Here is a 19474-nt window from a genome sequence, read left to right as displayed (position 1 = left end):
GCCCGGCAAGGGGTCCAATACGCGCGCAGGCTGGTCGCATGGAGCTGCTCGAGAGGGTCAAGGCGGTACGTGCCGGAGCGGCGGCCGCCACCCTGCTGGTCGCCACGGCGGTCTTCACCGTCGCCGGGGTCGGCTTCTCGGTCTGGTTGATCACCATCGTCGCCCTAACCACCTGCGCCGCGCTGACGCTGACCCTGCCGTACGCCCTGCTGCTGGCGCTGACAGGGTGGGGACTGGTCACCGGGTTCGCGGTCAACACCGGTGGTCAGCTGACCTTCGCCCCCAGCGACCTCCGCCACCTGGCGCTCCTCCTGGCCCTCGGGTGCGTGGCTTCGCTCTACTCCCCCGGGTCCAGGGTGTAGCCGACCCCGGCGGTGGTGACCAGGTAGCGCGGGTGCGACGGGTCGTCCTCGAGCTTGCGGCGGAGCTGGGCGGCGTAGACGCGCAGGTAGTGGGTCTCCTTCGCGTAGGCGGGCCCCCAGACCTCCTTCAGGATCTGGTCGCGCGGAACCAGCCGGCCGACGTTGCGGGCGAGCAGCTCGAGGAACGACCACTCGGTCGGGGTCAGTCGCACGTCGTCGCCGGCCTTGTGGACGCGCTTGCGGGCGAAGTCGATCTCCAGGTCGCCGACGCTCAGGGTGGTCGCGGCCGGCGGCGCGGACTCCTGGGAGCGACGGACGGCCGCACGGAGCCGGGCCATCAGCTCGTTCATCGCGAACGGCTTGGTGACGTAGTCGTCGGCACCCAGGTCGAGCGCCTCGATCTTGTCGTCGCCGTGCTGACGCGCGGAGAGCACGACCACCGGCACCTGGGTCCAGCCCCGCAGGCCCTCGATCACCTCGGTGCCGTCCAGATCCGGGAGGCCAAGGTCGAGGAGGACCACGTCGGGGTGCGTCGCCGCCGCGGCGGCGAGCGCCGAGCGGCCGTCGACCGCGGTCTCGACCTCCCAGCCGGCGGCGCGCAGGTTGATGGCGAGCGCGCGCAGCAGCGCGGGCTCGTCGTCGACGACGAGTACCCGGCTCATCGGGCCCCCTTCGCGCGCGGGACCGCGACGACCATGGTGAGCCCACCGCCGGGGGTGTCCTCCGCCGACAGCCTGATCCCGAGTGCCTCGCTGAGTCCCTTGGCGACGGCGAGGCCGAGCCCCAGCCCGACGGCCGAGGTGTCGTCGAGGCGCTGGAACGGCTCGAACATGCGCTCCCGCTGCTCCTCGGGCACCCCCGGTCCACGATCGACGATCATCACCTCCACAGTCTCCGCCGTCTCGTGCGCGAGCACGCGCACCGGCTCGCCGGAGCGGGGTCCCTGGCCGCTGGCCCGGACGGCGTTGGTCACCAGGTTCGCGACGATCCGCTCCAGCAGGCCGGAGTCGGTGCGTACGAGCGGGGCGTCCTCGCCGACCTCGAGGGTCACCGTTCCGGGCGGGAGACCGGCCACGGCGAGAGGAAGGGACTCCTCCAGGCTGACGTCGCGCAGCACGGGGTGGACCAGGCCGGCCTCGACCCGGGAGAGGTCGAGCAGGTTGTCGATGAGCGCCTCGAGCTGGTCGGCGGAGGTGGCGGCCGACTCGACGAGCTCCTTGCGGTCCTCCTCCGGGACCCGGCCCACGAGCAGCCCGTCGAGCGCGGCGCGCATGGTGGCCAGCGGCGTACGCAGGTCGTGCGAGACGGCTCGGAGCAGCGCTGTCGAGGTCTGCTCCGCCCGCTCCAGGGCGAGGGCACGGTCGGCCTGGTCGCGCAGCCGGCGATGCTCCAGCACCAGCGACGTCTGGACGGCGAAGGCCTCCAGGACCCGCCGGTCGCGGGCCCGCAGCGGGGTGCCGCGCAGGACGATCACATGGCTGTCGTCGACCGCGACCTGGGCGTCACCCTGGTCGGGGTCCGCCGGATAGCCGATCCCGGCGCCGGCCAGCCGCACCCACCCCTGCGGTGTCTCCTCCAGCAGGACCACCGCCTGCTGGGCGAAGGTCTCGCGCACCCGGCTCACGATCGCCTCAGCGGTGTCCTGACCGGTGAGCACCGAGCGGGACAGTGCTCCCATCGTCGCCGCCTCGCCCTTGGCCTGGCGCGCTTCGTCCGCCCGCCGCGAGGCGCGGTCGACGACGGTGGCGACGCCCACCGCGACCGCGACGAAGATCACCAGCATCACCAGGTTGCGCGGCTCGGCGATGGTGAACCGGTGCACCGGCGGCGTGAACCACCAGTTCAGGTGCGCGAAGCCCGCCAGGGCCGCGACCACGGCGGGCCATCGCCCGCCGACCATCGCGACCAGGACGGTCGCGGCCAGCAGGAGCATGCTGGCCAGCGGGAGCTGGCCGGAGATGGGGCCCTCGATGCCGTCGTTGTGCAGCAGCCACACCAGGCCCACCGGCACCAGGAGGGCACTGATCCAGCCCAGGGCCTGCCGGGTGCGGCTGAGCGGTGAGCCGAGGCCGCCCCGGACCCGTGCGCCACGGGCGATCTCGTCGTGGGTCACCAGATGGACGTCGATCGAACCGGCCGCGGTCGCGATCCGGTCACCCGTGGTGCCGGTGAAGAATCTCCGCAGGCGTCCGTGACGGGAGACGCCGACGATGATCATGGTGGCGTTGGCGCCGGTCGCGAAGTCGACGACGGCGGACGCCGCATCTTCGCCGACGACGCTGTGGAAGGTCCCGCCCAGCGACGCCGTCAGCGCCTGCACGCGTTCGATCGACCCGGCCTCCGGCCGGGTCAGCCCGTCGGCGGTGACCACGTGCACCGCCAGCAGCTCGGACCCCTTCGCCCGCTGGCACAGCCGGGCCGCTCGCCGCAGCAGCGTCTCCGACTCCGGGCCGCCGGTGACCGCGACGACGATCCGCTCCTTGGTCGGCCAGGGGTGCTCGATCTGATGCTCGCGCCGGTAGTCGCCGAGCGCGTCGTCGACCCGGTCGGCCAGCCACAGCAGGGCCAGCTCACGCAGCGCGGTCAGGTTGCCGACCCGGAAGTAGGAGGTCAGGCTCGCGTCGATGTTCTCCGGCTTGTAGACGTTGCCGTGGGCCATCCGCCGCCGCAGCGCGTCGGGCGCCATGTCGACGAGCTGGATCTGGTCGGCGGTGCGGACCACCTCGTCCGGTACGGTCTCCCGCTGGCGTACGCCGGTGATCCGCTCGACCTCGTCGTTGAGCGACTCCAGGTGCTGGATGTTGACGGTCGTGATCACGTCGATGCCCGCCGCCCGGATCTGCTCGACGTCCTGGGCCCGCTTGGTGTGGCGGCTGCCGGGGACGTTGGTGTGTGCGAGCTCGTCGATGCAGACGACCTTCGGGTCACGGGCGATCACCGCCTCCACGTCCAGCTCGGTGAAGGTCGTCCCGCGATAGCGGAGCTCCCGGCGCGGGATCAGCTCGAGTCCGTCCAGCATCTCCGCGGTGTGCACGCGGTCGTGGGTCTCCACGAACCCGACGACCACGTCGGTCCCGCGGGCCACCCGCCGCCTCGCCTCGCCCAGCATCGCGTACGTCTTCCCGACCCCCGGCGCCGCGCCGAGGTACACGGTGAGCCGGCCGCGCCTGGGCACGGCCGGCTTCTCCGTCCTGCGATCGATGCTCACGAGGATCAGTGTGCCGCCTGCTTCACCGCGATGTTGAGCAGGAGCACGTTGACGCGCGCCTCGCCGAGCACGCCCCACGTACGTCCCTCGGTGCTCTCCTCGACGAGCTCACGCACCTTCGCCTCGGGGAGGTCGTTGGCCTTGGCCACCCGTGCGACCTGGAGGGAGGCGTACGCCGGGGAGATGTGCGGGTCGAGGCCGGAGCCGGAGGCGGTCACCGCGTCGGCGGGCACCTCGTCGGCCGTGACGCCCTCGCGCGCGGCGATCTCGGCCTTGCGCTCCTTGATGGCGTCGATCAGCGCGGGCTCCTCGGGACCGAGGTTGGAGCCGTAGGAGGACATCGTGTCGTAGCCGTCACCGGCGGCCGAGGGCCGCGGGTAGAACAGCGCCGAGTCGTCGCTGACCTGCCCGAGCAGGGCAGAACCGGTGGCCTCGGAAGGGTCGGTCGTGTGGCTCCCCTCGGCCGTCACCAGCGAGCCGTTGGCCTGCCAGGGGAAGGCGACCTGGGCGACGCCGGTGACGAGGAGCGGATAGCCGAGACCGAGCAGGAGGGTGGCCGCGAGGAGCACCCGGAGCCCTGCCCAGGAGTGCCGCAGAAGGGCGTAGATGTCGTTCATGGCAGTGATCACAGTCCTGGGATGAGAGAGAGGACGAGGTCGAGGAGCTTGATGCCCACGAAGGGAGCGATCAGGCCGCCGACGCCGTAGAGGAGGATGTTGCGACGCAGCAGCTCGACCGCCGACGAGGGCCGGTAGCGCACGCCGCGCAGCGCCAGCGGGATCAGCGCGATGATGATCAGTGCGTTGAAGACGACCGCCGAGACGATGGCGGACTCCGGCGTGGAGAGCCGCATGACGTTGAGCACCTCGAGCTGCGGGAAGGCGACCACGAACATCGCCGGCAGGATCGCGAAGTACTTCGCGATGTCGTTGGCCACCGAGAAGGTGGTCAGCGCGCCTCGGGTGATGAGCAGCTGCTTGCCGATCTCGACCACGTCGATGAGCTTGGTCGGGTCGGAGTCGAGGTCCACCATGTTGCCGGCCTCCTTGGCCGCGGTGGTGCCGGTGTTCATCGCCACCCCGACGTCGGCCTGGGCGAGCGCGGGAGCGTCGTTGGTGCCGTCGCCGCACATCGCGACCATCCGGCCGCCACGCTGCTCCTTCCGGATCAGCGCCAGCTTGTCCTCCGGGGTCGCCTCGGCGAGGAAGTCGTCGACCCCCGCCTCCTTGGCGATGGCCGCGGCGGTGGCGGCGTTGTCGCCGGTGATCATCACCGTGCGGATGCCCATGGCGCGCATCTCGTCGAACCGCTCGCGGATGCCGTCCTTGACGACGTCCTTGAGGTGCACGATGCCAAGCACCCGCGCCCGCTCGCGGTCGCGCTGCTCGGCGACGACGAGCGGCGTACCGCCCTCGGCGCTGATGTCCCCCGCGATCACGTACGTCTCGGGCGGAACGGTGCCGCCGTTCTCCTCGACCCAGGCGGCCACGGCCGAGGCAGCGCCCTTGCGGATCTTGAGGTCGGGCGCGTCCAGGCCGCTCATCCGGGTGGTCGCGGAGAACTCGACCATCGTGGCGCCGGCCGGGCCGGCGGCGCTGCGCCCGACGAGGTGCAGGATGCTGCGCCCCTCCGGGGTCAGGTCCGCGAGGCTCGCCTGCACCGCGGCGTTCTCGACGGCGGTCAGGGTGACCCCGGTGACCGGGAGGATCTCGGTGGCCTGCCGGTTGCCGTAGGTGATCGTGCCCGTCTTGTCGAGCAGGAGGACGTCGACGTCACCGGCCGCCTCGACCGCCCTTCCTGACATCGCCAGGACGTTGCGGCGTACGAGCCGGTCCATGCCGGCGATGCCGATGGCGCTCAGCAGGGCGCCGATGGTGGTCGGGATCAGGCAGACCAGCAGGGCGATCAGCACCAGCCACGACTGGTGGGCACCGGAGTAGTCGGCGAGGAAGTAGAGCGTCCCGCAGACGACCACGAAGATCACCGTCAGGGTCGAGAGCAGCACGTTGAGCGCCATCTCGTTGGGCGTACGCTGCCGCTCCGAGCCCTCGACCAGCGCGATCATCCGGTCGACGAAGGAGTGACCGGGATCGGAGGTGATCCGCACGACGATCCGGTCGGAGAGCACCGTGGTGCCGCCGGTGACCGCGGACCGGTCGCCGCCCGACTCCCGGATCACCGGTGCGCTCTCGCCGGTGACCGCCGACTCGTCGACCGAGGCGACCCCCTCGATGATGTCGCCGTCGCCGGGGATCCGCTCCCCTGCGCTGACGACGACCGTGTCACCGGCCCTCAGCGACGTGGAGGGGACGGCCTCCTCGCTGCCGTCCGGGCGCAGCCTCCGGGCGGAGGTCTCGGTCTGCAGGGCGCGCAGGCTGGCCGCCTGGGCCTTGCCGCGGCCCTCGGCCACCGACTCGGCCAGGTTGCCGAAGACCACGGTCAGCCACAGCCAGGCCGTGACCAGCCAGCCCATGACGCTCGGGTCGAGGATCGACAGCACGGTGGTCACCGCGGCACCGATCTCGACCACCAGCATGACCGGGGTGGCGATCAGCAGGCGCGGGTCGAGCTTGCGGAAGGCGCCCGGCACCGCCTCCTTGATCTGGGCGAGCGAGAGCACCCCGCTCGCCGCCGGCACCGGGTGCCGCTCGTGGTGGTGCTCCTGGGCCTCGTCGGTGTCAGGAGTGGGGGAAAGAACGTTGAACTGGGTCATGACAGCGACTCCACGATCGGACCGAGGGCAAGAGCAGGGACGTACGTCAGGCCGACCACGACCAGCGCGACGCCGGTGAGCAGCGCGACGAAGAGCGGCCGGTGGGTGGGCAGCGTGCCGGCGCCGGCGGGCAGGTGCTGCGCGGTGGCGAAGCGACCGGCCAGGCCGAGCACGAAGACGATCGGCAGGAACCGCCCGAAGAGCATCAGCAGCCCGAGCAGGGTGTTCCAGAACGGGGTGCCCGCGGTCAGCCCACCGAAGGCGGAGCCGTTGTTGTTGGCGGCCGAGGTCACGGCGTACAGCGCCTCGGAGAAGCCGTGGGCGCCCGAGTTGAGCATGCCCGCCGGTCCGGCCGGAAAGCTGACCGCGATCGCGGCCCCGCCCAGCACGAGGATCGGCGTGGCCAGGATGTAGAGGGCGACCAGCACGATCTCGGGTCGACCGATCTTCTTGCCCAGGTACTCCGGCGTACGTCCCACCATCAGGCCGCACAGGAAGACCGTGACGACGGCCAGCATGAGCATCCCGTAGAGCCCGGAGCCGACGCCGCCGGGCGCCACCTCGCCGAGCATCATGTTGAACATCGCGATCCCGCCGCCCGGCGCGGTGAGGCTGTCGTGCATCGCGTTGACCGCGCCGGTCGAGGTGCCGGTCGTCGAGGACGCGAAGAGCGCCGAGGCGGCCTCGCCGAAGCGGGTCTCCTTGCCCTCCATCGCGCCACCGGCGAGCTGCGGGGCGGTGCCGGGTCCGGCCATCTCGGCCCAGGTCAGCAGGGCGACCGCACCGAGCCACAGCGTCGCCATCGTGGCGAGCACCGCGCCGCCCTGACGCCGGTCCTTCACGATCAGCCCGAACGCCCAGGCCATCGCGAACGGGATCACCAGGAGCAGGAAGATCTCGAGCAGGTTGGTGAACGGGGTCGGGTTCTCGAACGGGTGCGCCGAGTTCACGTTGTAGGGGCCGCCACCGTTGGTACCGAGCTCCTTGATCACCTCCTGGCTGGCGATCGCACCGGAGGTGAGGATCTGCTGCCCGCCGTCCAGCGTGGTCATCGCGAGGTCGGCGCGGAGGTTCTGGATCGCCCCGAAGCCCACGAGCACGAGCGCCCCGACGAACGAGATCGGCAGCAGGACGCGCAGGGTGGTGCGGACGAGGTCTGCCCAGAAGTTGCCGACGCGGCCGTTGCCGCGCCCACGGGCGAGCCCGCGCGCGAAGGCTGCCGCGACCGACATGCCGACGGCGGCGGAGACGAAGTTCTGCACGGTCAGGCCGGCCATCTGGAGCAGGTTGCCCGCGGCGGCCTCACCGGAGTACCACTGCCAGTTGGTGTTCGTCACGAACGAGACCGCGGTGTTCCAGGCGCCGTCGCTGGGGAACGGGTCGAAGCCGAGGCTCAACGGCAGCCACTGCTGCGTCCGCGTGAGGAGGTAGAGGAACAGCACCCCGACCAGGGAGAACCCGAGCACCGCGAGCGCGTACGAGCGCCAGCGCTGGTCCGCGTCGGGGTCGACGCGCAGCACCCGGTAGACCAGCGTCTCGACGCGCAGGTGCTTCTCGGATGTGTAGATGTGGGCGAGGTACCTGCCCAGGAACGGGACCGCGAGAGCCAGCGCGGCGATCAGGGCGACGATCTGCAGGACGGCGGCGGTGACGGCGTTCATCGGCCCACCGTCCGCGGCTCTGTCTCAGTGGGGGCGACGTCGGTGTCGGAGGGTTCGCCCAGTCGTCGGTCGATGACTCCGACCAACGCGGCGAGCCCGGCGAAGGACACCAGCGTGATGAGGATGTAGACGAGATCTAGCACGGCTCCATTGCATCCCCGCGCGTGGGCGTGGAGGCCCCGCCTTGACGGTTCCCTGACGGCGTACGCCGCGCGATTGACGCATCCTTGACCCGGTCGTCCCGGAACGAGCCGAGCGCCGGACATACCCGAGTACGTCCGGCGCTCGCGAGCTCTACGGCCTAGAGGACGACCAGCCGCATGAGCACGCTCAAGGCGGTGGCGACCAGTGCGGCGAGGGCGACCATCAGGGCTCCGCCGTACCCGGGCCCGGCGGTCATGCGGAGACCTTCTCGACGAGGGCGGCGGGCGAGCCGGGACGGCGGCGGGAGGCTGCGTGAGCCCCGCCGCCGTCCGGCCCTCCTCGGGTTCTTCGTGAGCGGTCGGCCGGTGCATCGTGGAACGGGACTCGTAGAGACACACCTGCGACGCTAGGCGCGGTGGGGCGCCGGATCCGTTCCGCTGACGCATCGCTGACGGTGACGGCGTCCGTGTTGATGGTTCCCTGATGCCTCCACGACTACCTGAGCCGAGCGTGCTGGACCTACGATGTCCCGGTGCGGACGTGGATCCGTACGAACGAGGCATCCGGGCTGCAGCCCCGCGAGCGAGGAAGAGAGAGGAGGTGGCCGGCATGGACGGTCAACCTCCGAGTACCACCTCGCCCTGACCGGTCCGGACACCTGGAGAACGTGCCCGGGCCGGCGCGACGCGTCTGTTCGTCGCCGTCCCGCTCGCTCGCAGCATCCAGGAGGCCACCATGTCCGAGCGCCCGTTCAAGTCCCTGCGCGCCCTCACCAAGCAGCGCCGCTCCGACCCGCCGAAGGTCCCGCCGACGACCTCGCCGCAGGGCGGAGGCGGTCGGTCCTCGATGCCGACGCCGGTGACTCGCGGCAGCATGATCGACAGCGCCGTCTACGTCGGCGGCGACCGCGTCGACTCACCCTCGACGTTGGCCGACACCTACCGCTCGCTCCACGAGCACGACGACGCGATGGCCTGGATCGGTCTCTACCAGCCCAACCAGCACGAGCTGGCCTCGCTGGCCGACGAGTTCGGCCTGCACGAGCTCGCCGTCGAGGATGCGATCCTGGCCCACCAGCGGCCGAAGATCGAGCGCTACGACGACACCCTGTTCGTGGTGCTGCGGGCGGCCTGGTACGTCGACGAGACCGAGGACATCGACTTCGGTGAGCTGCACCTCTTCGTCGGCCCCGACTTCGTGCTCACCGTGCGCCACGGCGCCCAGCCCGACCTCTCCCCCGTACGCCGCCGGATGGAGAGCAACCCGGATCTGCTCCGGCTCGGCCCGGAGGCGGTGCTGTACGCCATCCTCGACCGCGTCGTCGACGGCTACGCGCCGGTCGTGGCCGGGCTCGCCAACGACATCGACGAGATCGAGACCGAGATGTTCCGCGGCGACACCCAGGTCTCCCGCCGCATCTACGAGCTCTCCCGCGAGGTCGTCGAGTTCCAGCGGGCGACCCGTCCCCTGCTGGGCGTCGTACGCTCCCTGGCCGCCGGATTCTCCAAGTACCGCACCGACGAGGAGCTCCAGCGCTACCTGCGCGACGTCGAGGACCACGTGATCGGCACCGTCGAGCAGATCGACGAGTTCCGCAACCTGCTGCGCGACATCCTCACCGTCAACGCCACCCTGGTCGCCCAGCAGCAGAACGAGGAGATGAAGGCGCTCAGCGAGCTCAGCGTGCAGCAGAACGACGAGGTCAAGAAGATCTCCGGCTGGGCGGCCATCCTGTTCGCTCCCACGCTGGTCGGCACGGTCTACGGGATGAACTTCGACTTCATGCCCGAGCTGCAGTGGCGCTACGGCTACTTCATGGCGCTCGGGCTGATGCTGACCGTCAACGTCGTCCTCTATATCCTCTTTCGCCGCCGCAACTGGATCTGAGGAGAGGCTCCCCCACACATGTTGGTCTACGCCCTGCGCCCGACCGGTCTCACCGAACACCAGCCGAAGGAGGTGCCCGACCTGCTCGAGGAGGCGGACACCGTGGTGTGGATCGACGTGCCGGAGTGCGACGAAGCGGCATCCGAGCAGCTCGGACGTTGGTTTCCGTTCCACACTCTTGCCCTGGGCGACTGCCGGGCCCGCAACCACATCTCGAAGTTCCACTTCTACGACGACCACGTCTTCACCGTGCTGCACGCTCCGAAGCTCGGCACCGGCGGGCACGTGCACTACGTCGAGCTCGACCAGTTCATCGGTGCCGACTACCTGGTCACCGTGCACGGACCGGTCAACCCGGTCGTCGCACCCGAGGTGGCACACATCGACACCGACCATGTCCGTCGGCGGATCCTGAAGGGCGAGGTCGACATCCGTACGTCCTGGGACCTGTCCCACGCCATCGCCTCCTCGATGATCCGGCGCGAGACGCAGCTGGTCGCCGACCTCGCCCGCGAGTCGGGGCGGATCGAGCAGCAGGTCACCGACGACGACCCCGACGACGATCCCGCGACGCTGCTGGAGGAGCTGTTCCAGGTCGGGCACGCGCTGTTGGCCGTACGCACCATCGCCACGCACAGCGCGGAAACCTGCCGAGCGCTGGCCCGACGGCGTGATGCCGGGCCGGTCGTCGGCCTGGCAGCTCGCGCGGCCGAGCTGGCCGACCGGTTCGACATGGTGCGCACCATGGCCGACGGGCAGGGCGAGTTCGTCCGCGGGGTGATCGACTTCTACCAGGCACGCACCAGCACCCATCTGGCGTTGGCGACCGAGGAGCTGGCCGCCACCTCGGTACGGCAGAACGACGACATGCGGCGGATCTCGGCGTGGGTCGCGATCATCGCCGTGCCCACCCTGGTCACCGGCTTCTTCGGGCAGAACATCCCCTACCCCGGCTTCGGGCAGCTCAGCGGCTTCATCGTCTCCAGCGGCGTCATCGTGGTCGCCGTGGTCGTCCTGTACATGCTGCTCAAGGCGCGCCGCTGGCTGTGAACCGGGGTCGGGATCCGGCAGCGAGCGCGTAGGCAACAATGTGCCCCATGCTGAAGCTGCGGATCACCTCGCCGACGCACCTGACACCCTCGGTCCTCGAGATCCTCACCGCCGATCCCGCGGTCAGCGAGCTCTCGTCGCTGCCGGGGGCCTCGCTGCGCCCGGAGGGCGACGTGGTGCTCGCCGCGGTCGCCCGGGAGGCGGCCAACGACATCATCGACCGGCTCCGCGGGCTCGGCATCCCCCGGGAGGGCAGCCTTCACGTCGAGCCGGTGCAGACCTGGATGTCCGAGGCCGGCCTGGCCGCCGACCACCTCGCTCCGGGAAGCAGCGCCGACTCGGTGGTGTGGGCGGACGTGACCCAGCGGGCCTACGACGACACCGAGGCCAACTGGTCCTTCCTCAGCCTGATCAGCCTGGCCACGATGCTGGCGGGCATCGCGATCGTCCTCGACTCCCAGATCCTGGTCATCGGGGCGATGGTCATCGGGCCGGAGTTCGGCGCGATCGCCGCACTCGGGGTCGCCCTGGTACGCCGGCGCTTCGGGTTGCTCGGCCGGTCGCTGCGTACGTTGCTGGTGGGGTTCGCGGTCGGCATCGCCATGACCACGGCGGCCGCGCTCGTCGCCCGCGCACTGGGCTGGGTCACGGCCGCGCACGTCACCGCGGAGCGGCCCGGCACGGCCTTCATCTACACCCCCGACAAGTGGTCCTTCATCGTCGCGCTGATCGCGGCGGCCGCGGGCGTGCTCGCGGTGACCTCGGCCCGGGCCGGCAACCTGTCCGGGGTGTTCATCTCGGTGACCACGATCCCCGCGGCCGCCAACGTCGCGCTCGGGATCGCCTTCGGGCTCGGCGAGGAGATCTGGGGCAGCGCCCTGCAGCTCGTCGTCAACATCGCCGGGATGGCGCTCGCCGGATGGCTGACGCTCCTGATCCAGCAGTTCGTGTGGCAGCGCATCTCCGAACGTCGCGCGCTGCTGACGGCGCGGCTCAGGAAACGCTGACAAAGGTCCCGTTTCTCGACAACTGCCGCAAGCACTGAGAGGCTACTGGACTCAAGCACAACATTCTGCCGATCAGAGCCATCTCGGAGGGCGCATGCGGGCAATTCAGCGGGCCATCGTCGGAGTCGGGCTTGTCCTCGTCGCCGTGGTCGCGATGGCACTGCTCATCCCACGTCTGGCGGGACCGGACCCGTCCAGCCAACCCCCGGCGCAGGCCACCGGCCCGCAGGTTCCGCTCGCGGACGGACCCGCCGGACCGCCGGAGCCCGTCGACGCCGCCGAGGACACCTCGGTCGGGACGCTGCCTCCCCCGGACACCTCGCGCGCCACCGAGCTGGTCTCCCGTGACCTCCTCGCGCCGCCCGCCCCCGCTCAGGACTCGCGGGACGCCCAAGCGCCGAGCGACGACGAGTCGCTGAGCGCGCGGAAGGCGCGCCCGGCCGAGAAGCCGGCCGAGACCTCCGCCCCGGCGTTCCCCCAGCACGACTTCACGATCAGCCAGGACGGCTGGGAGTGGGGCGACTGGGACGGCCACGAGCGCGACGACAGCGACTGCCGGCGCGAGGACCGCTACGACCGCTACGACCGGTACGACCGCCGCTACGACTGCGACGACCACGACTGGCGCGACTGAGGCCTACAGCACGCTCTCGATGGCCGCGCGCACCTCGGCGCTCGGCTCGACGGCCTTCCCGGACGCCAGGTCGTAGAAGACCAGCGTGACCTGACCGCGGGCGAGCCTGAGGTCGCCGTCGGCGATCTCGGACTCGATCGTCATCGACTTGGTGCCCAGCCGGGAGACGTGGCTCCACACGTCGTACGGCTCGGAGCGGGCGAGGATCGGCGCGTGGTAGGAGACGTCGGTCTGGGCGACGACGACGGACGGCCAGGTGTCGAGGCCGTGGTGCGACCTGAGCCGCTGCATCAGCGCCACCCGCGACTCCTGGAAGTACTCGAAGTACTTCACGTTGTTCACGTGCCCGTAGGCGTCGACGTCGGAGAACCGGACGAAGAGCGGGAAGCGGCCCTGCTCGAGGCGCTTCGGCTCACCCAGGGCCAGCGGCTTCGGCGTCCAGCCGTCCGGATCGGTCTCGAGGTAGGGCTCGAGGTTGGCCTTCTCCTCCGGCTTGAGCCGGCGCGGCGACTCGGTGGAGAAGACGTACGGCGCCAGGACCGTGCTCGCCCGCAGGAAGACCGTGCGGGTGCCGTCCGGCGCGGTGCGGAAGATCTCGTAGGCCATCGTGAAGCTCGCCGCCCGGATCTCGGTCACCCAGGACTCCACGTAGACCGGCGTGAAGTCGAAGAGCAGCGGGGCGACGTACGTGACCTGGTGACTGGCCACCACGACACCCTCGGCCAGCCCCTGGGTCTGCGGGCTTCGGGCATGCGTGCGCAGCATGTCCACGCGCGCCTCTTGGAGGTAGTCGACGTAGACGACGTTGTTGACGTGGCCGAGCATGTCGAGGTCGGCCCAGCGCATGGGGCATTCGTAGAGGTGGCGCACGTGGCCGATCCTTCCAGACCATCTTGGGCACTGGGCCTGGTCACCACGGAGCGGGCGGGCGAGTATGGTGTCGACCACAGTCCTCTACTCATCAGTAACCGGGAGTCTTCATGCCTGAGGCAGTCATCGTCGCCGCCGCCCGCACCCCGATCGGGCGAGCCAACAAGGGATCTCTGAAGGACTTCCGTCCCGACGACCTCGCCGCCCTGATCACCAAGGAAGCCGTCGGGAAGGTAGAGGGTCTCGACCCCAACGACATCGACGACCTGCTGCTGGGCTGTGGTCTGCCGGGCGGTGAGTCCGGCAACAACATGGGCCGCGTGGTCTCCGTGCTCAACGGCTGGGACAAGGTGCCCAGTGCGACCATCACCCGCTACTGCTCCTCCTCGGTGCAGACGTCGCGGATGGCGCTGCACGCGATCAAGGCCGGCGAGGCCGACATCATCGTCTCGGCCGGTGTCGAGACCGTGTCCCGCTTCGTCAAGGGCACCTCCGACCACCTGCCCGACACCGTCAACCACCTCTTCGACGACGCCCAGTCGCGGACCGCCGCGACCGCCGCCTCCAACGAGAAGTGGCACGACCCGCGCGAGGACGGCCTGCTGCCCGACGTCTACATCGCCATGGGCCAGACCGCGGAGAACCTCGCCACCTCCCGCGGTATCTCCCGCCAGGAGATGGACGAGTTCGGCGTACGTTCGCAGAACCTCGCCGAGAAGGCCATCGCCGACGGCTTCTGGGCCCGCGAGATCACCCCGGTCACCACCCCCGACGGCACCGTCGTCTCGGCCGACGACGGCCCCCGCGCCGGCGTCACCCTGGAGGCCATCTCCGGGCTCAAGCCGGTCTTCCGCGAGGACGGCACCGTCACCGCCGGCAACTGCTGCGCCCTCAACGACGGCGCCGCCGCCGTCGTGGTCATGTCCGACACCAAGGCCGCCGAGCTCGGCGTCACCCCGCTGGCCCGGATCGTCTCCACCGGCGTCTCCGGCCTGTCCCCCGAGATCATGGGCCTCGGCCCGGTCGAGGCGACCCGCAACGCGCTGAAGTACGCCGGCATGTCGATCGGCGACATCGACCTGGTCGAGATCAACGAGGCCTTCGCGGCTCAGGTGATCCCGTCCTACCAGGACCTCGGCATCGACATCGACCGCCTCAACATCAACGGTGGCGCCATCGCCGTCGGTCACCCCTTCGGCATGACCGGCGCGCGCCTGCAGAACACCATGCTCAACAGCCTCGACTGGCACGACAAGACCACCGGTCTCATCACCATGTGCGTCGGCGGCGGCCAGGGCATGGCGATGATCCTCGAGCGCATCTGACAACCACGCCGACTCGGCGCGTCTGCCCCAGGCAAGCGCGCCGAGTCGGCGCGTCTGTCCCGGTTGTCAGCGCATCTCGATGCCGGGACGGTCGCTGATGAGGTGGTCCGAGACGGCGTTCATCACGCGCCCCAGCGCGGCGAAGTCCTCCGGGCTGACCAGATCGATGAGGTACTCGCGTACGCCGGTGACGTGGACGTGGGCCGCCTCTCGCAGCAGCGCGAAGCCACGGTCGCTCAGCGTGGCGACCACGCCCCGGCCGTCCTCGGCCGAGTTGCGGCGCTCGACCAGCCCCGCACGCTCCATCCGGGTGATCGTGTGGGTGACCCGGGAGCGCGAGTGAGCCAGGGAGTCGGCGAGCTGAGCCATCCGCATGGCACCGTCGTTCTCGGAGAGACGTACGAGGATCTCGTACTCCGGGAGCGAGATGTCGAAGCGGGCGCGTAGATCGGCATCCAGGCGGTCATCGAGCAGGGTCATCCCCATCATCAGCGCACGCCAGGAGCGCTGTTGCTCTTCGTCCAGCCACCGAGTCTCATCACCCACGGGGCATTACGTTAGCCCGGCGTCCGCACCGATCCATGCACTGGCACCCATTTAAGGGTCACGAAATCGTCACCGGACGCCCGATCGACACCTGGGACGAGAGCCCCGTCACGGTTGGGACCAAGGCCAGAACTCAGCCAGGACCTTAGCCCGCCCCAGCGGACGCGAGGCGCACTAAACAATTCGCCACCGATTCAGGTAAAGGCGAAGATTGTGCGGTGTCGACTCCCCCTGCTCTCGGACTCCGTGACTTTCTAGCCGCCCTTCCGCGCGAGGGCCGCTGGCTCCTGGCGACGGTCGCGATCCAGCTTCTCGGCCGCGGCATGACACTGCCGTTCACGATCATCTACCTGCACGAGGTACGCGGCTTCGACCTCGGCCTCGCCGGCACCTTGATGGGCCTGATCGCCATCGTCGGCTTCGTGGTCACCGGCCCGGCCGGCTCGCTGATCGACCGCTACGGAGCCCGTCCGGTGATCCTCGGCGGCCTGGTCTGCGCGATCGCCGGCGACATCATCCTCGCCTTCGCCGCCACACCGGTGCTCGCCGCGGCGGCGCTGGGCCTGCTGGGCGTCCAGGCCGGGGTGTCGTGGCCGGCCGCCAACGCGCTGGTCGCCACGGTGGTCGAGGGTGAGCTCCGACAGCGCTACTACGGCGTGAACTTCGCCCTGATCAACCTCGGCATCGGCGTCGGCGGCGTGATCGGTGGCCTCTTCATCGACGTGACCCAGCCCGAGACGTTCACCTACGCCTTCCTTGGCAACGCCGCCACCTTCACGATCCCGGCCCTCGTCCTGCTCGGTCCGCTGCGTCACCTGCACGGCCGCGCCGCGCGGCCCGCCGCCGACGAGCCCCACGCGACCGCGTCGTACGCCACGATCCTGCGCCGCCCCGAGGTCATCTGGCTGGTGGTGATCGGGGTGCTGCTCTCGACCCTCGGCTACGGCCAGATCGAGAGCGGGTTCCCGGCCTACTCGCGGCAGATCTCCGAGGTCTCCACGCGGGTCGTCGGGTTCGCGTTCGTGGTGAACTGCGCGGTGATCGTGCTCGCCCAGTTCTGGGTGATGAACCGGGTCAGCGGCCGGCGCCGCACCCGGGTGCTGATCGCCACCGCGGCAATCTGGGGCGTCGCCTGGGCGGTGTTCGGGGCGACCGGCCTGGTGCCGGGCTCGGTGGCCGCCATCGTCGGCGTCGTCGCCTTCCAGGGCCTGTTCTTCGCGCTGGGCGAGACGCTGATGCAGTCGGCGTTCCCGGCGCTGACCAACGAGATGGCTCCCGACCATCTGCGTGGGCGCTACAACGCGATCAACTCGGCGTCGTTCCAGACCGGGGCGATCGTCGGCCCGATCCTGGCCGGGTTCCTGCTCGAGCACGGCCAGTCGACGGTGTTCATCGCACTGATGGTGGTCGGCTGCCTCGGGATCGTCGCCGGCTCGCTGCGACTCGAGCGCCGGATCACTCCCGCCGTGAACGGCGTACGTCCCGCCCTGATCGCCGAGTCGGCTCGAACCGAACCCGACGCCGGCCGAGTCGGCTCGTCATAACGCGCCGACTCGGCACGGGGTTCGGTCACAACGCGTCGACTCGGCGCGTCCGTACGAGACAGACGCGCCGAGTCGGCAGGGATTTGATCAGTCGCGGGTGAGGCGACGGTGGGTGACGCGGTGGGGACGGGCGGCCTCAGGACCGAGACGCTCGATCTTGTTGGCCTCGTAGGACTCGAAGTTGCCCTCGAACCAGAACCACTCGCCCTCCTTCTCCTCGGTGCCTTCCCAGGCGAGGATGTGGGTGGCGACGCGGTCGAGGAACCACCGGTCGTGGGAGGTGACCACGGCGCAGCCGGGGAAGTCGAGCAGCGCGTCCTCGAGCGAGGAGAGCGTCTCGACGTCGAGGTCGTTGGTCGGCTCGTCGAGCAGCAGCATGTTGCCGCCCTGCTTCAGGGTGAGCGCCAGGTTGAGACGGTTGCGCTCACCACCGGAGAGCACGCCGGCCTTCTTCTGCTGGTCGGGACCCTTGAAGCCGAACGAGGCGACGTAGGCCCGCGAGTTCATCTCGAAGTTGGCGACCTTGATGAAGTCCAGGCCGTCGGAGACGACCTCCCAGACGTTCTTGTTGGGGTCGATGCCGCCGCGGCTCTGGTCGACGTAGGAGATCTTCACCGTCTGGCCGACGTTGAGCTCGCCGGCGTCGGGCGTCTCGGAGCCGGTGATCATCCGGAACAGGGTGGTCTTGCCGACACCGTTCGGGCCGACGACGCCGACGATGCCGGCGCGCGGGAGCGAGAACGAGATGTCGTCCCACAGCGTGCGACCTTCGAAGCCCTTGGTCAGGCCCTTGGCCTCCATCACCACGTCACCCAGGCGCGGGCCCGGCGGGATGTTGATGTCGGCGGTGTCGATCTTGCGGGCCTTGTCGGCCTCGGCGGCCAGCTCCTCGTAGCGAGCCAGACGCGACTTCGACTTGGTCTGGCGAGCCTTGGCGTTGGAGCGGACCCACTCCAGCTCCTTCTCGAGCATCCTGGCGCGCTTGGCGTCCTTGAGGCCCTCGACCTTGAGACGCTCCTTCTTGGTCTCCAGGTAGGTGGAGTAGTTGCCCTCGTAGCCGTGGATCGAGCCGCGGTCGACCTCGGCGATCCACTCGGCGACGTTGTCGAGGAAGTAGCGGTCGTGGGTGACGGCCAGGACGGCACCCTTGTAGGTCTTCAGGTGACCCTCCAGCCACTGCACCGACTCGGCGTCGAGGTGGTTGGTGGGCTCGTCGAGCAGCAGCAGGTCGGGCTCCTGCAGGAGCAGCTTGCACAGGGCGACCCGGCGGCGCTCACCACCGGAGAGGTTGTCGACGATCGCGTCGCCCGGAGGGCAGCGGAGCGCGTCCATCGCCTGCTCCAGCTTGGAGTCGATGTCCCACGCGTTGATGTTGTCCAGGTAGGTCTGGAGCTCACCCGTCTCCGCCATCAGGGCGTCCTGGTCGGCGTCGGGGTCGCCCATCTCCATGTAGGCGTCCTCGAGGCGCTTCATCTTCGACTTGATCTCGCCGACCGCCTCCTCCACGTTCTCGAGGACGGTCTTGCCCTCGGTCAGCGGCGGCTCCTGCTGGAGCATCCCGACGGTCGCGTCCTGGTCGCGGACGATGTCGCCGTTGTTGGGGTGGTCGAGCCCCGCCATCAGCTTGAGCAGCGAGGACTTACCCATGCCGTTCGGGCCGACGACGCCGATCTTGGCACCGTGCAGGAACGAGAGAGTGACGTTGTCGAGGACGACCTTGTCGCCATGGGCCTTGCGCACATTGCGCAGGGAGAGGATGTAGTCGGCCATGGGGCCCACCCTAATGAGGGAGAGGCACGCCGGTACAACCGGCGCACCCCGCCGCCGACCCGGCACGCGGCCCGACCCACCTCAGGCCGCCACGGAGCTTTCCGTCTCGGCGGTCTCCTCTGCGTCGTCGGCGGTCGCAGGCTTCTCCTCCCACGGGTCCGATCCGGGCGCACGCCAGTCGGCGATCGGGTCGTGCTCGGGGTCGTCGCCGGCTTCGGGGGCCGGAGCGGCGACCGCGGCCAACGAACGCGGGTTGCGCGAGAGGCTGGTCATGCCGCGGTTGAGATCGTGGCCGACGACGTTCGCCTCGACTTCGAAGGTGTTGACCTCGAGACCGTCCTTGTTGACGTAGCTGCGGGCCGTCAGCCGGCCCTGGACGACGACGGGGTCGCCCTTGCGCAGGGAGCGACCGACGTTCTCCCCCAGCTGGCGCCAGGCACTCACCGTGAACCATTGGGTCACGCCGTCGCTCCACTCCCCGGACGCCCGGTTGAACTTCCGCGGGGTGCACGCGATCCGGAAGTTGGCCACCGACACCTCACCGACGCTGCGCACGATGGGGTCGGCGCCGACGTAGCCGCGCAGGGTGATGATCGAGTCGTTCATCGTTGTCTCCTCAGTGTTCGCGCCCGCCTGGTGCGGGCCTCGGAGACAACCCTGCGCTCGACCACCGACAGTTCCGGGCGGCGTACGTCTGTCTGTGGACAACCCCGGATCGAACCGTCCCTGTGGACGGTGATCGGCCCGAACAAG

Annotated in this window: 16 protein-coding genes; 7 read left to right on the top strand and 9 right to left on the bottom strand. The window is 70.0% G+C overall.

Annotation, left to right across the window (positions count from 1 at the left end):
* The first annotated feature begins 38 nt into the window (after positions 1 to 38).
* On the top strand, positions 39 to 362 hold the full coding sequence (locus ACWZJV_RS19725) for a hypothetical protein (RefSeq protein ID WP_457178043.1): 324 nt from the start codon (positions 39 to 41) through the stop codon (positions 360 to 362).
* Here ACWZJV_RS19725 and ACWZJV_RS19720 read toward each other — a convergent pair.
* Genes ACWZJV_RS19720 through kdpA form a run of 5 tightly spaced genes read right to left on the bottom strand, consistent with a single transcriptional unit; the run spans position 338 to position 7944 of the window.
* Positions 338 to 1024 carry a response regulator gene (locus tag ACWZJV_RS19720; RefSeq protein WP_457178041.1) on the bottom strand — a complete coding sequence of 229 codons (687 nt, stop codon included), beginning with the start codon at positions 1022 to 1024 and terminating at the stop codon, positions 338 to 340. The genes ACWZJV_RS19725 and ACWZJV_RS19720 overlap by 25 nt on opposite strands.
* Positions 1021 to 3570: a DUF4118 domain-containing protein gene (locus ACWZJV_RS19715; protein ID WP_457178039.1), complete on the bottom strand. Its 2550-nt coding sequence runs from the start codon at positions 3568 to 3570 to the stop codon at positions 1021 to 1023. The genes ACWZJV_RS19720 and ACWZJV_RS19715 overlap by 4 nt, the downstream gene beginning before the upstream one ends.
* A gap of 5 nt (positions 3571 to 3575) precedes the next feature.
* A complete protein-coding gene (gene kdpC, locus ACWZJV_RS19710) occupies positions 3576 to 4187 on the bottom strand; it encodes a potassium-transporting ATPase subunit KdpC (protein WP_457178037.1) in 612 nt (203 codons plus the stop codon).
* Positions 4188 to 4195: 8 nt separating this feature from the next.
* Positions 4196 to 6283, bottom strand: a complete 2088-nt coding sequence (gene kdpB / locus ACWZJV_RS19705) for a potassium-transporting ATPase subunit KdpB (protein WP_231380398.1) — start codon at positions 6281 to 6283, stop codon at positions 4196 to 4198.
* The gene (gene kdpA, locus ACWZJV_RS19700; protein ID WP_196875380.1) at positions 6280 to 7944 is read right to left on the bottom strand and encodes a potassium-transporting ATPase subunit KdpA; all 1665 of its coding nucleotides are present in this window, start codon (positions 7942 to 7944) and stop codon (positions 6280 to 6282) included. The genes kdpB and kdpA overlap by 4 nt, the downstream gene beginning before the upstream one ends.
* A gap of 879 nt (positions 7945 to 8823) precedes the next feature.
* Between kdpA and corA the strand changes: the two genes are divergently transcribed.
* The 4 genes from corA (at position 8824) to ACWZJV_RS19680 (ending at position 12666) form a co-directional block, all read left to right on the top strand.
* Positions 8824 to 9975, top strand: coding sequence for a magnesium/cobalt transporter CorA (gene corA / locus ACWZJV_RS19695; RefSeq protein ID WP_008363443.1), 1152 nt, complete (start codon positions 8824 to 8826; stop codon positions 9973 to 9975).
* An 18-nt stretch (positions 9976 to 9993) separates the two neighbouring features.
* Positions 9994 to 11025: a CorA family divalent cation transporter gene (locus ACWZJV_RS19690; RefSeq protein ID WP_008363441.1), complete on the top strand. Its 1032-nt coding sequence runs from the start codon at positions 9994 to 9996 to the stop codon at positions 11023 to 11025.
* A 47-nt stretch (positions 11026 to 11072) separates the two neighbouring features.
* Positions 11073 to 12032, top strand: coding sequence for a DUF389 domain-containing protein (locus ACWZJV_RS19685; protein ID WP_457178034.1), 960 nt, complete (start codon positions 11073 to 11075; stop codon positions 12030 to 12032).
* A gap of 94 nt (positions 12033 to 12126) precedes the next feature.
* On the top strand, positions 12127 to 12666 hold the full coding sequence (locus ACWZJV_RS19680; protein ID WP_457178032.1) for a hypothetical protein: 540 nt from the start codon (positions 12127 to 12129) through the stop codon (positions 12664 to 12666).
* 3 nt (positions 12667 to 12669) lie between these two features.
* Here the strand turns inward: ACWZJV_RS19680 and ACWZJV_RS19675 are convergent, their stop codons facing one another.
* On the bottom strand, positions 12670 to 13512 hold the full coding sequence (locus ACWZJV_RS19675; RefSeq protein ID WP_457178030.1) for an acyl-CoA thioesterase: 843 nt from the start codon (positions 13510 to 13512) through the stop codon (positions 12670 to 12672).
* Positions 13513 to 13646: 134 nt separating this feature from the next.
* Here ACWZJV_RS19675 and ACWZJV_RS19670 point away from each other — a divergent pair, with 134 nt between their 5' ends.
* The gene (locus ACWZJV_RS19670) at positions 13647 to 14861 is read left to right on the top strand and encodes an acetyl-CoA C-acetyltransferase (RefSeq protein ID WP_457178028.1); all 1215 of its coding nucleotides are present in this window, start codon (positions 13647 to 13649) and stop codon (positions 14859 to 14861) included.
* Positions 14862 to 14927: 66 nt separating this feature from the next.
* Here ACWZJV_RS19670 and ACWZJV_RS19665 read toward each other — a convergent pair whose 3' ends face one another.
* Complete coding sequence (locus tag ACWZJV_RS19665) at positions 14928 to 15407, bottom strand: MarR family winged helix-turn-helix transcriptional regulator (protein ID WP_008363436.1); 480 nt, start codon at positions 15405 to 15407, stop codon at positions 14928 to 14930.
* 218 nt (positions 15408 to 15625) lie between these two features.
* Between ACWZJV_RS19665 and ACWZJV_RS19660 the strand changes: the two genes are divergently transcribed.
* A complete protein-coding gene (locus tag ACWZJV_RS19660; RefSeq protein WP_457178026.1) occupies positions 15626 to 16951 on the top strand; it encodes an MFS transporter in 1326 nt (441 codons plus the stop codon).
* An 87-nt stretch (positions 16952 to 17038) separates the two neighbouring features.
* On the opposite strand, the gene ettA is transcribed toward ACWZJV_RS19660, so the two are convergent.
* Both ettA and ssb read right to left on the bottom strand, forming a co-directional pair.
* Positions 17039 to 18721 (bottom strand): energy-dependent translational throttle protein EttA, encoded by a 1683-nt coding sequence (ettA, locus tag ACWZJV_RS19655; RefSeq protein WP_196875386.1) that lies wholly within the window; start codon positions 18719 to 18721, stop codon positions 17039 to 17041.
* Positions 18722 to 18802: 81 nt separating this feature from the next.
* Complete coding sequence (ssb, locus tag ACWZJV_RS19650) at positions 18803 to 19327, bottom strand: single-stranded DNA-binding protein (RefSeq protein ID WP_457178023.1); 525 nt, start codon at positions 19325 to 19327, stop codon at positions 18803 to 18805.
* Positions 19328 to 19474: the final 147 nt, after the last annotated feature.

Source organism: Nocardioides sp. WG-D5 (assembly GCF_054031175.1).
The sequence above is the reverse complement of the archived record's forward strand: the minus strand, read 5'-3'. Positions and strand labels throughout refer to the sequence as shown.

Coding starts and splice junctions, on each gene's coding strand:
- ACWZJV_RS19725 (WP_457178043.1), top strand. CDS start 39: ATGGAGCTGCTCGAGAGGGTCAAGGCGGTACGTGCCGGAGCGGCGGCC.
- ACWZJV_RS19720 (WP_457178041.1), bottom strand. CDS start 1,024: ATGAGCCGGGTACTCGTCGTCGACGACGAGCCCGCGCTGCTGCGCGCG.
- kdpC (WP_457178037.1), bottom strand. CDS start 4,187: ATGAACGACATCTACGCCCTTCTGCGGCACTCCTGGGCAGGGCTCCGG.
- kdpB (WP_231380398.1), bottom strand. CDS start 6,283: ATGACCCAGTTCAACGTTCTTTCCCCCACTCCTGACACCGACGAGGCC.
- kdpA (WP_196875380.1), bottom strand. CDS start 7,944: ATGAACGCCGTCACCGCCGCCGTCCTGCAGATCGTCGCCCTGATCGCC.
- corA (WP_008363443.1), top strand. CDS start 8,824: ATGTCCGAGCGCCCGTTCAAGTCCCTGCGCGCCCTCACCAAGCAGCGC.
- ACWZJV_RS19690 (WP_008363441.1), top strand. CDS start 9,994: ATGTTGGTCTACGCCCTGCGCCCGACCGGTCTCACCGAACACCAGCCG.
- ACWZJV_RS19685 (WP_457178034.1), top strand. CDS start 11,073: ATGCTGAAGCTGCGGATCACCTCGCCGACGCACCTGACACCCTCGGTC.
- ACWZJV_RS19680 (WP_457178032.1), top strand. CDS start 12,127: ATGCGGGCAATTCAGCGGGCCATCGTCGGAGTCGGGCTTGTCCTCGTC.
- ACWZJV_RS19675 (WP_457178030.1), bottom strand. CDS start 13,512: ATGCGCTGGGCCGACCTCGACATGCTCGGCCACGTCAACAACGTCGTC.
- ACWZJV_RS19670 (WP_457178028.1), top strand. CDS start 13,647: ATGCCTGAGGCAGTCATCGTCGCCGCCGCCCGCACCCCGATCGGGCGA.
- ettA (WP_196875386.1), bottom strand. CDS start 18,721: ATGGCCGACTACATCCTCTCCCTGCGCAATGTGCGCAAGGCCCATGGC.
- ssb (WP_457178023.1), bottom strand. CDS start 19,327: ATGAACGACTCGATCATCACCCTGCGCGGCTACGTCGGCGCCGACCCC.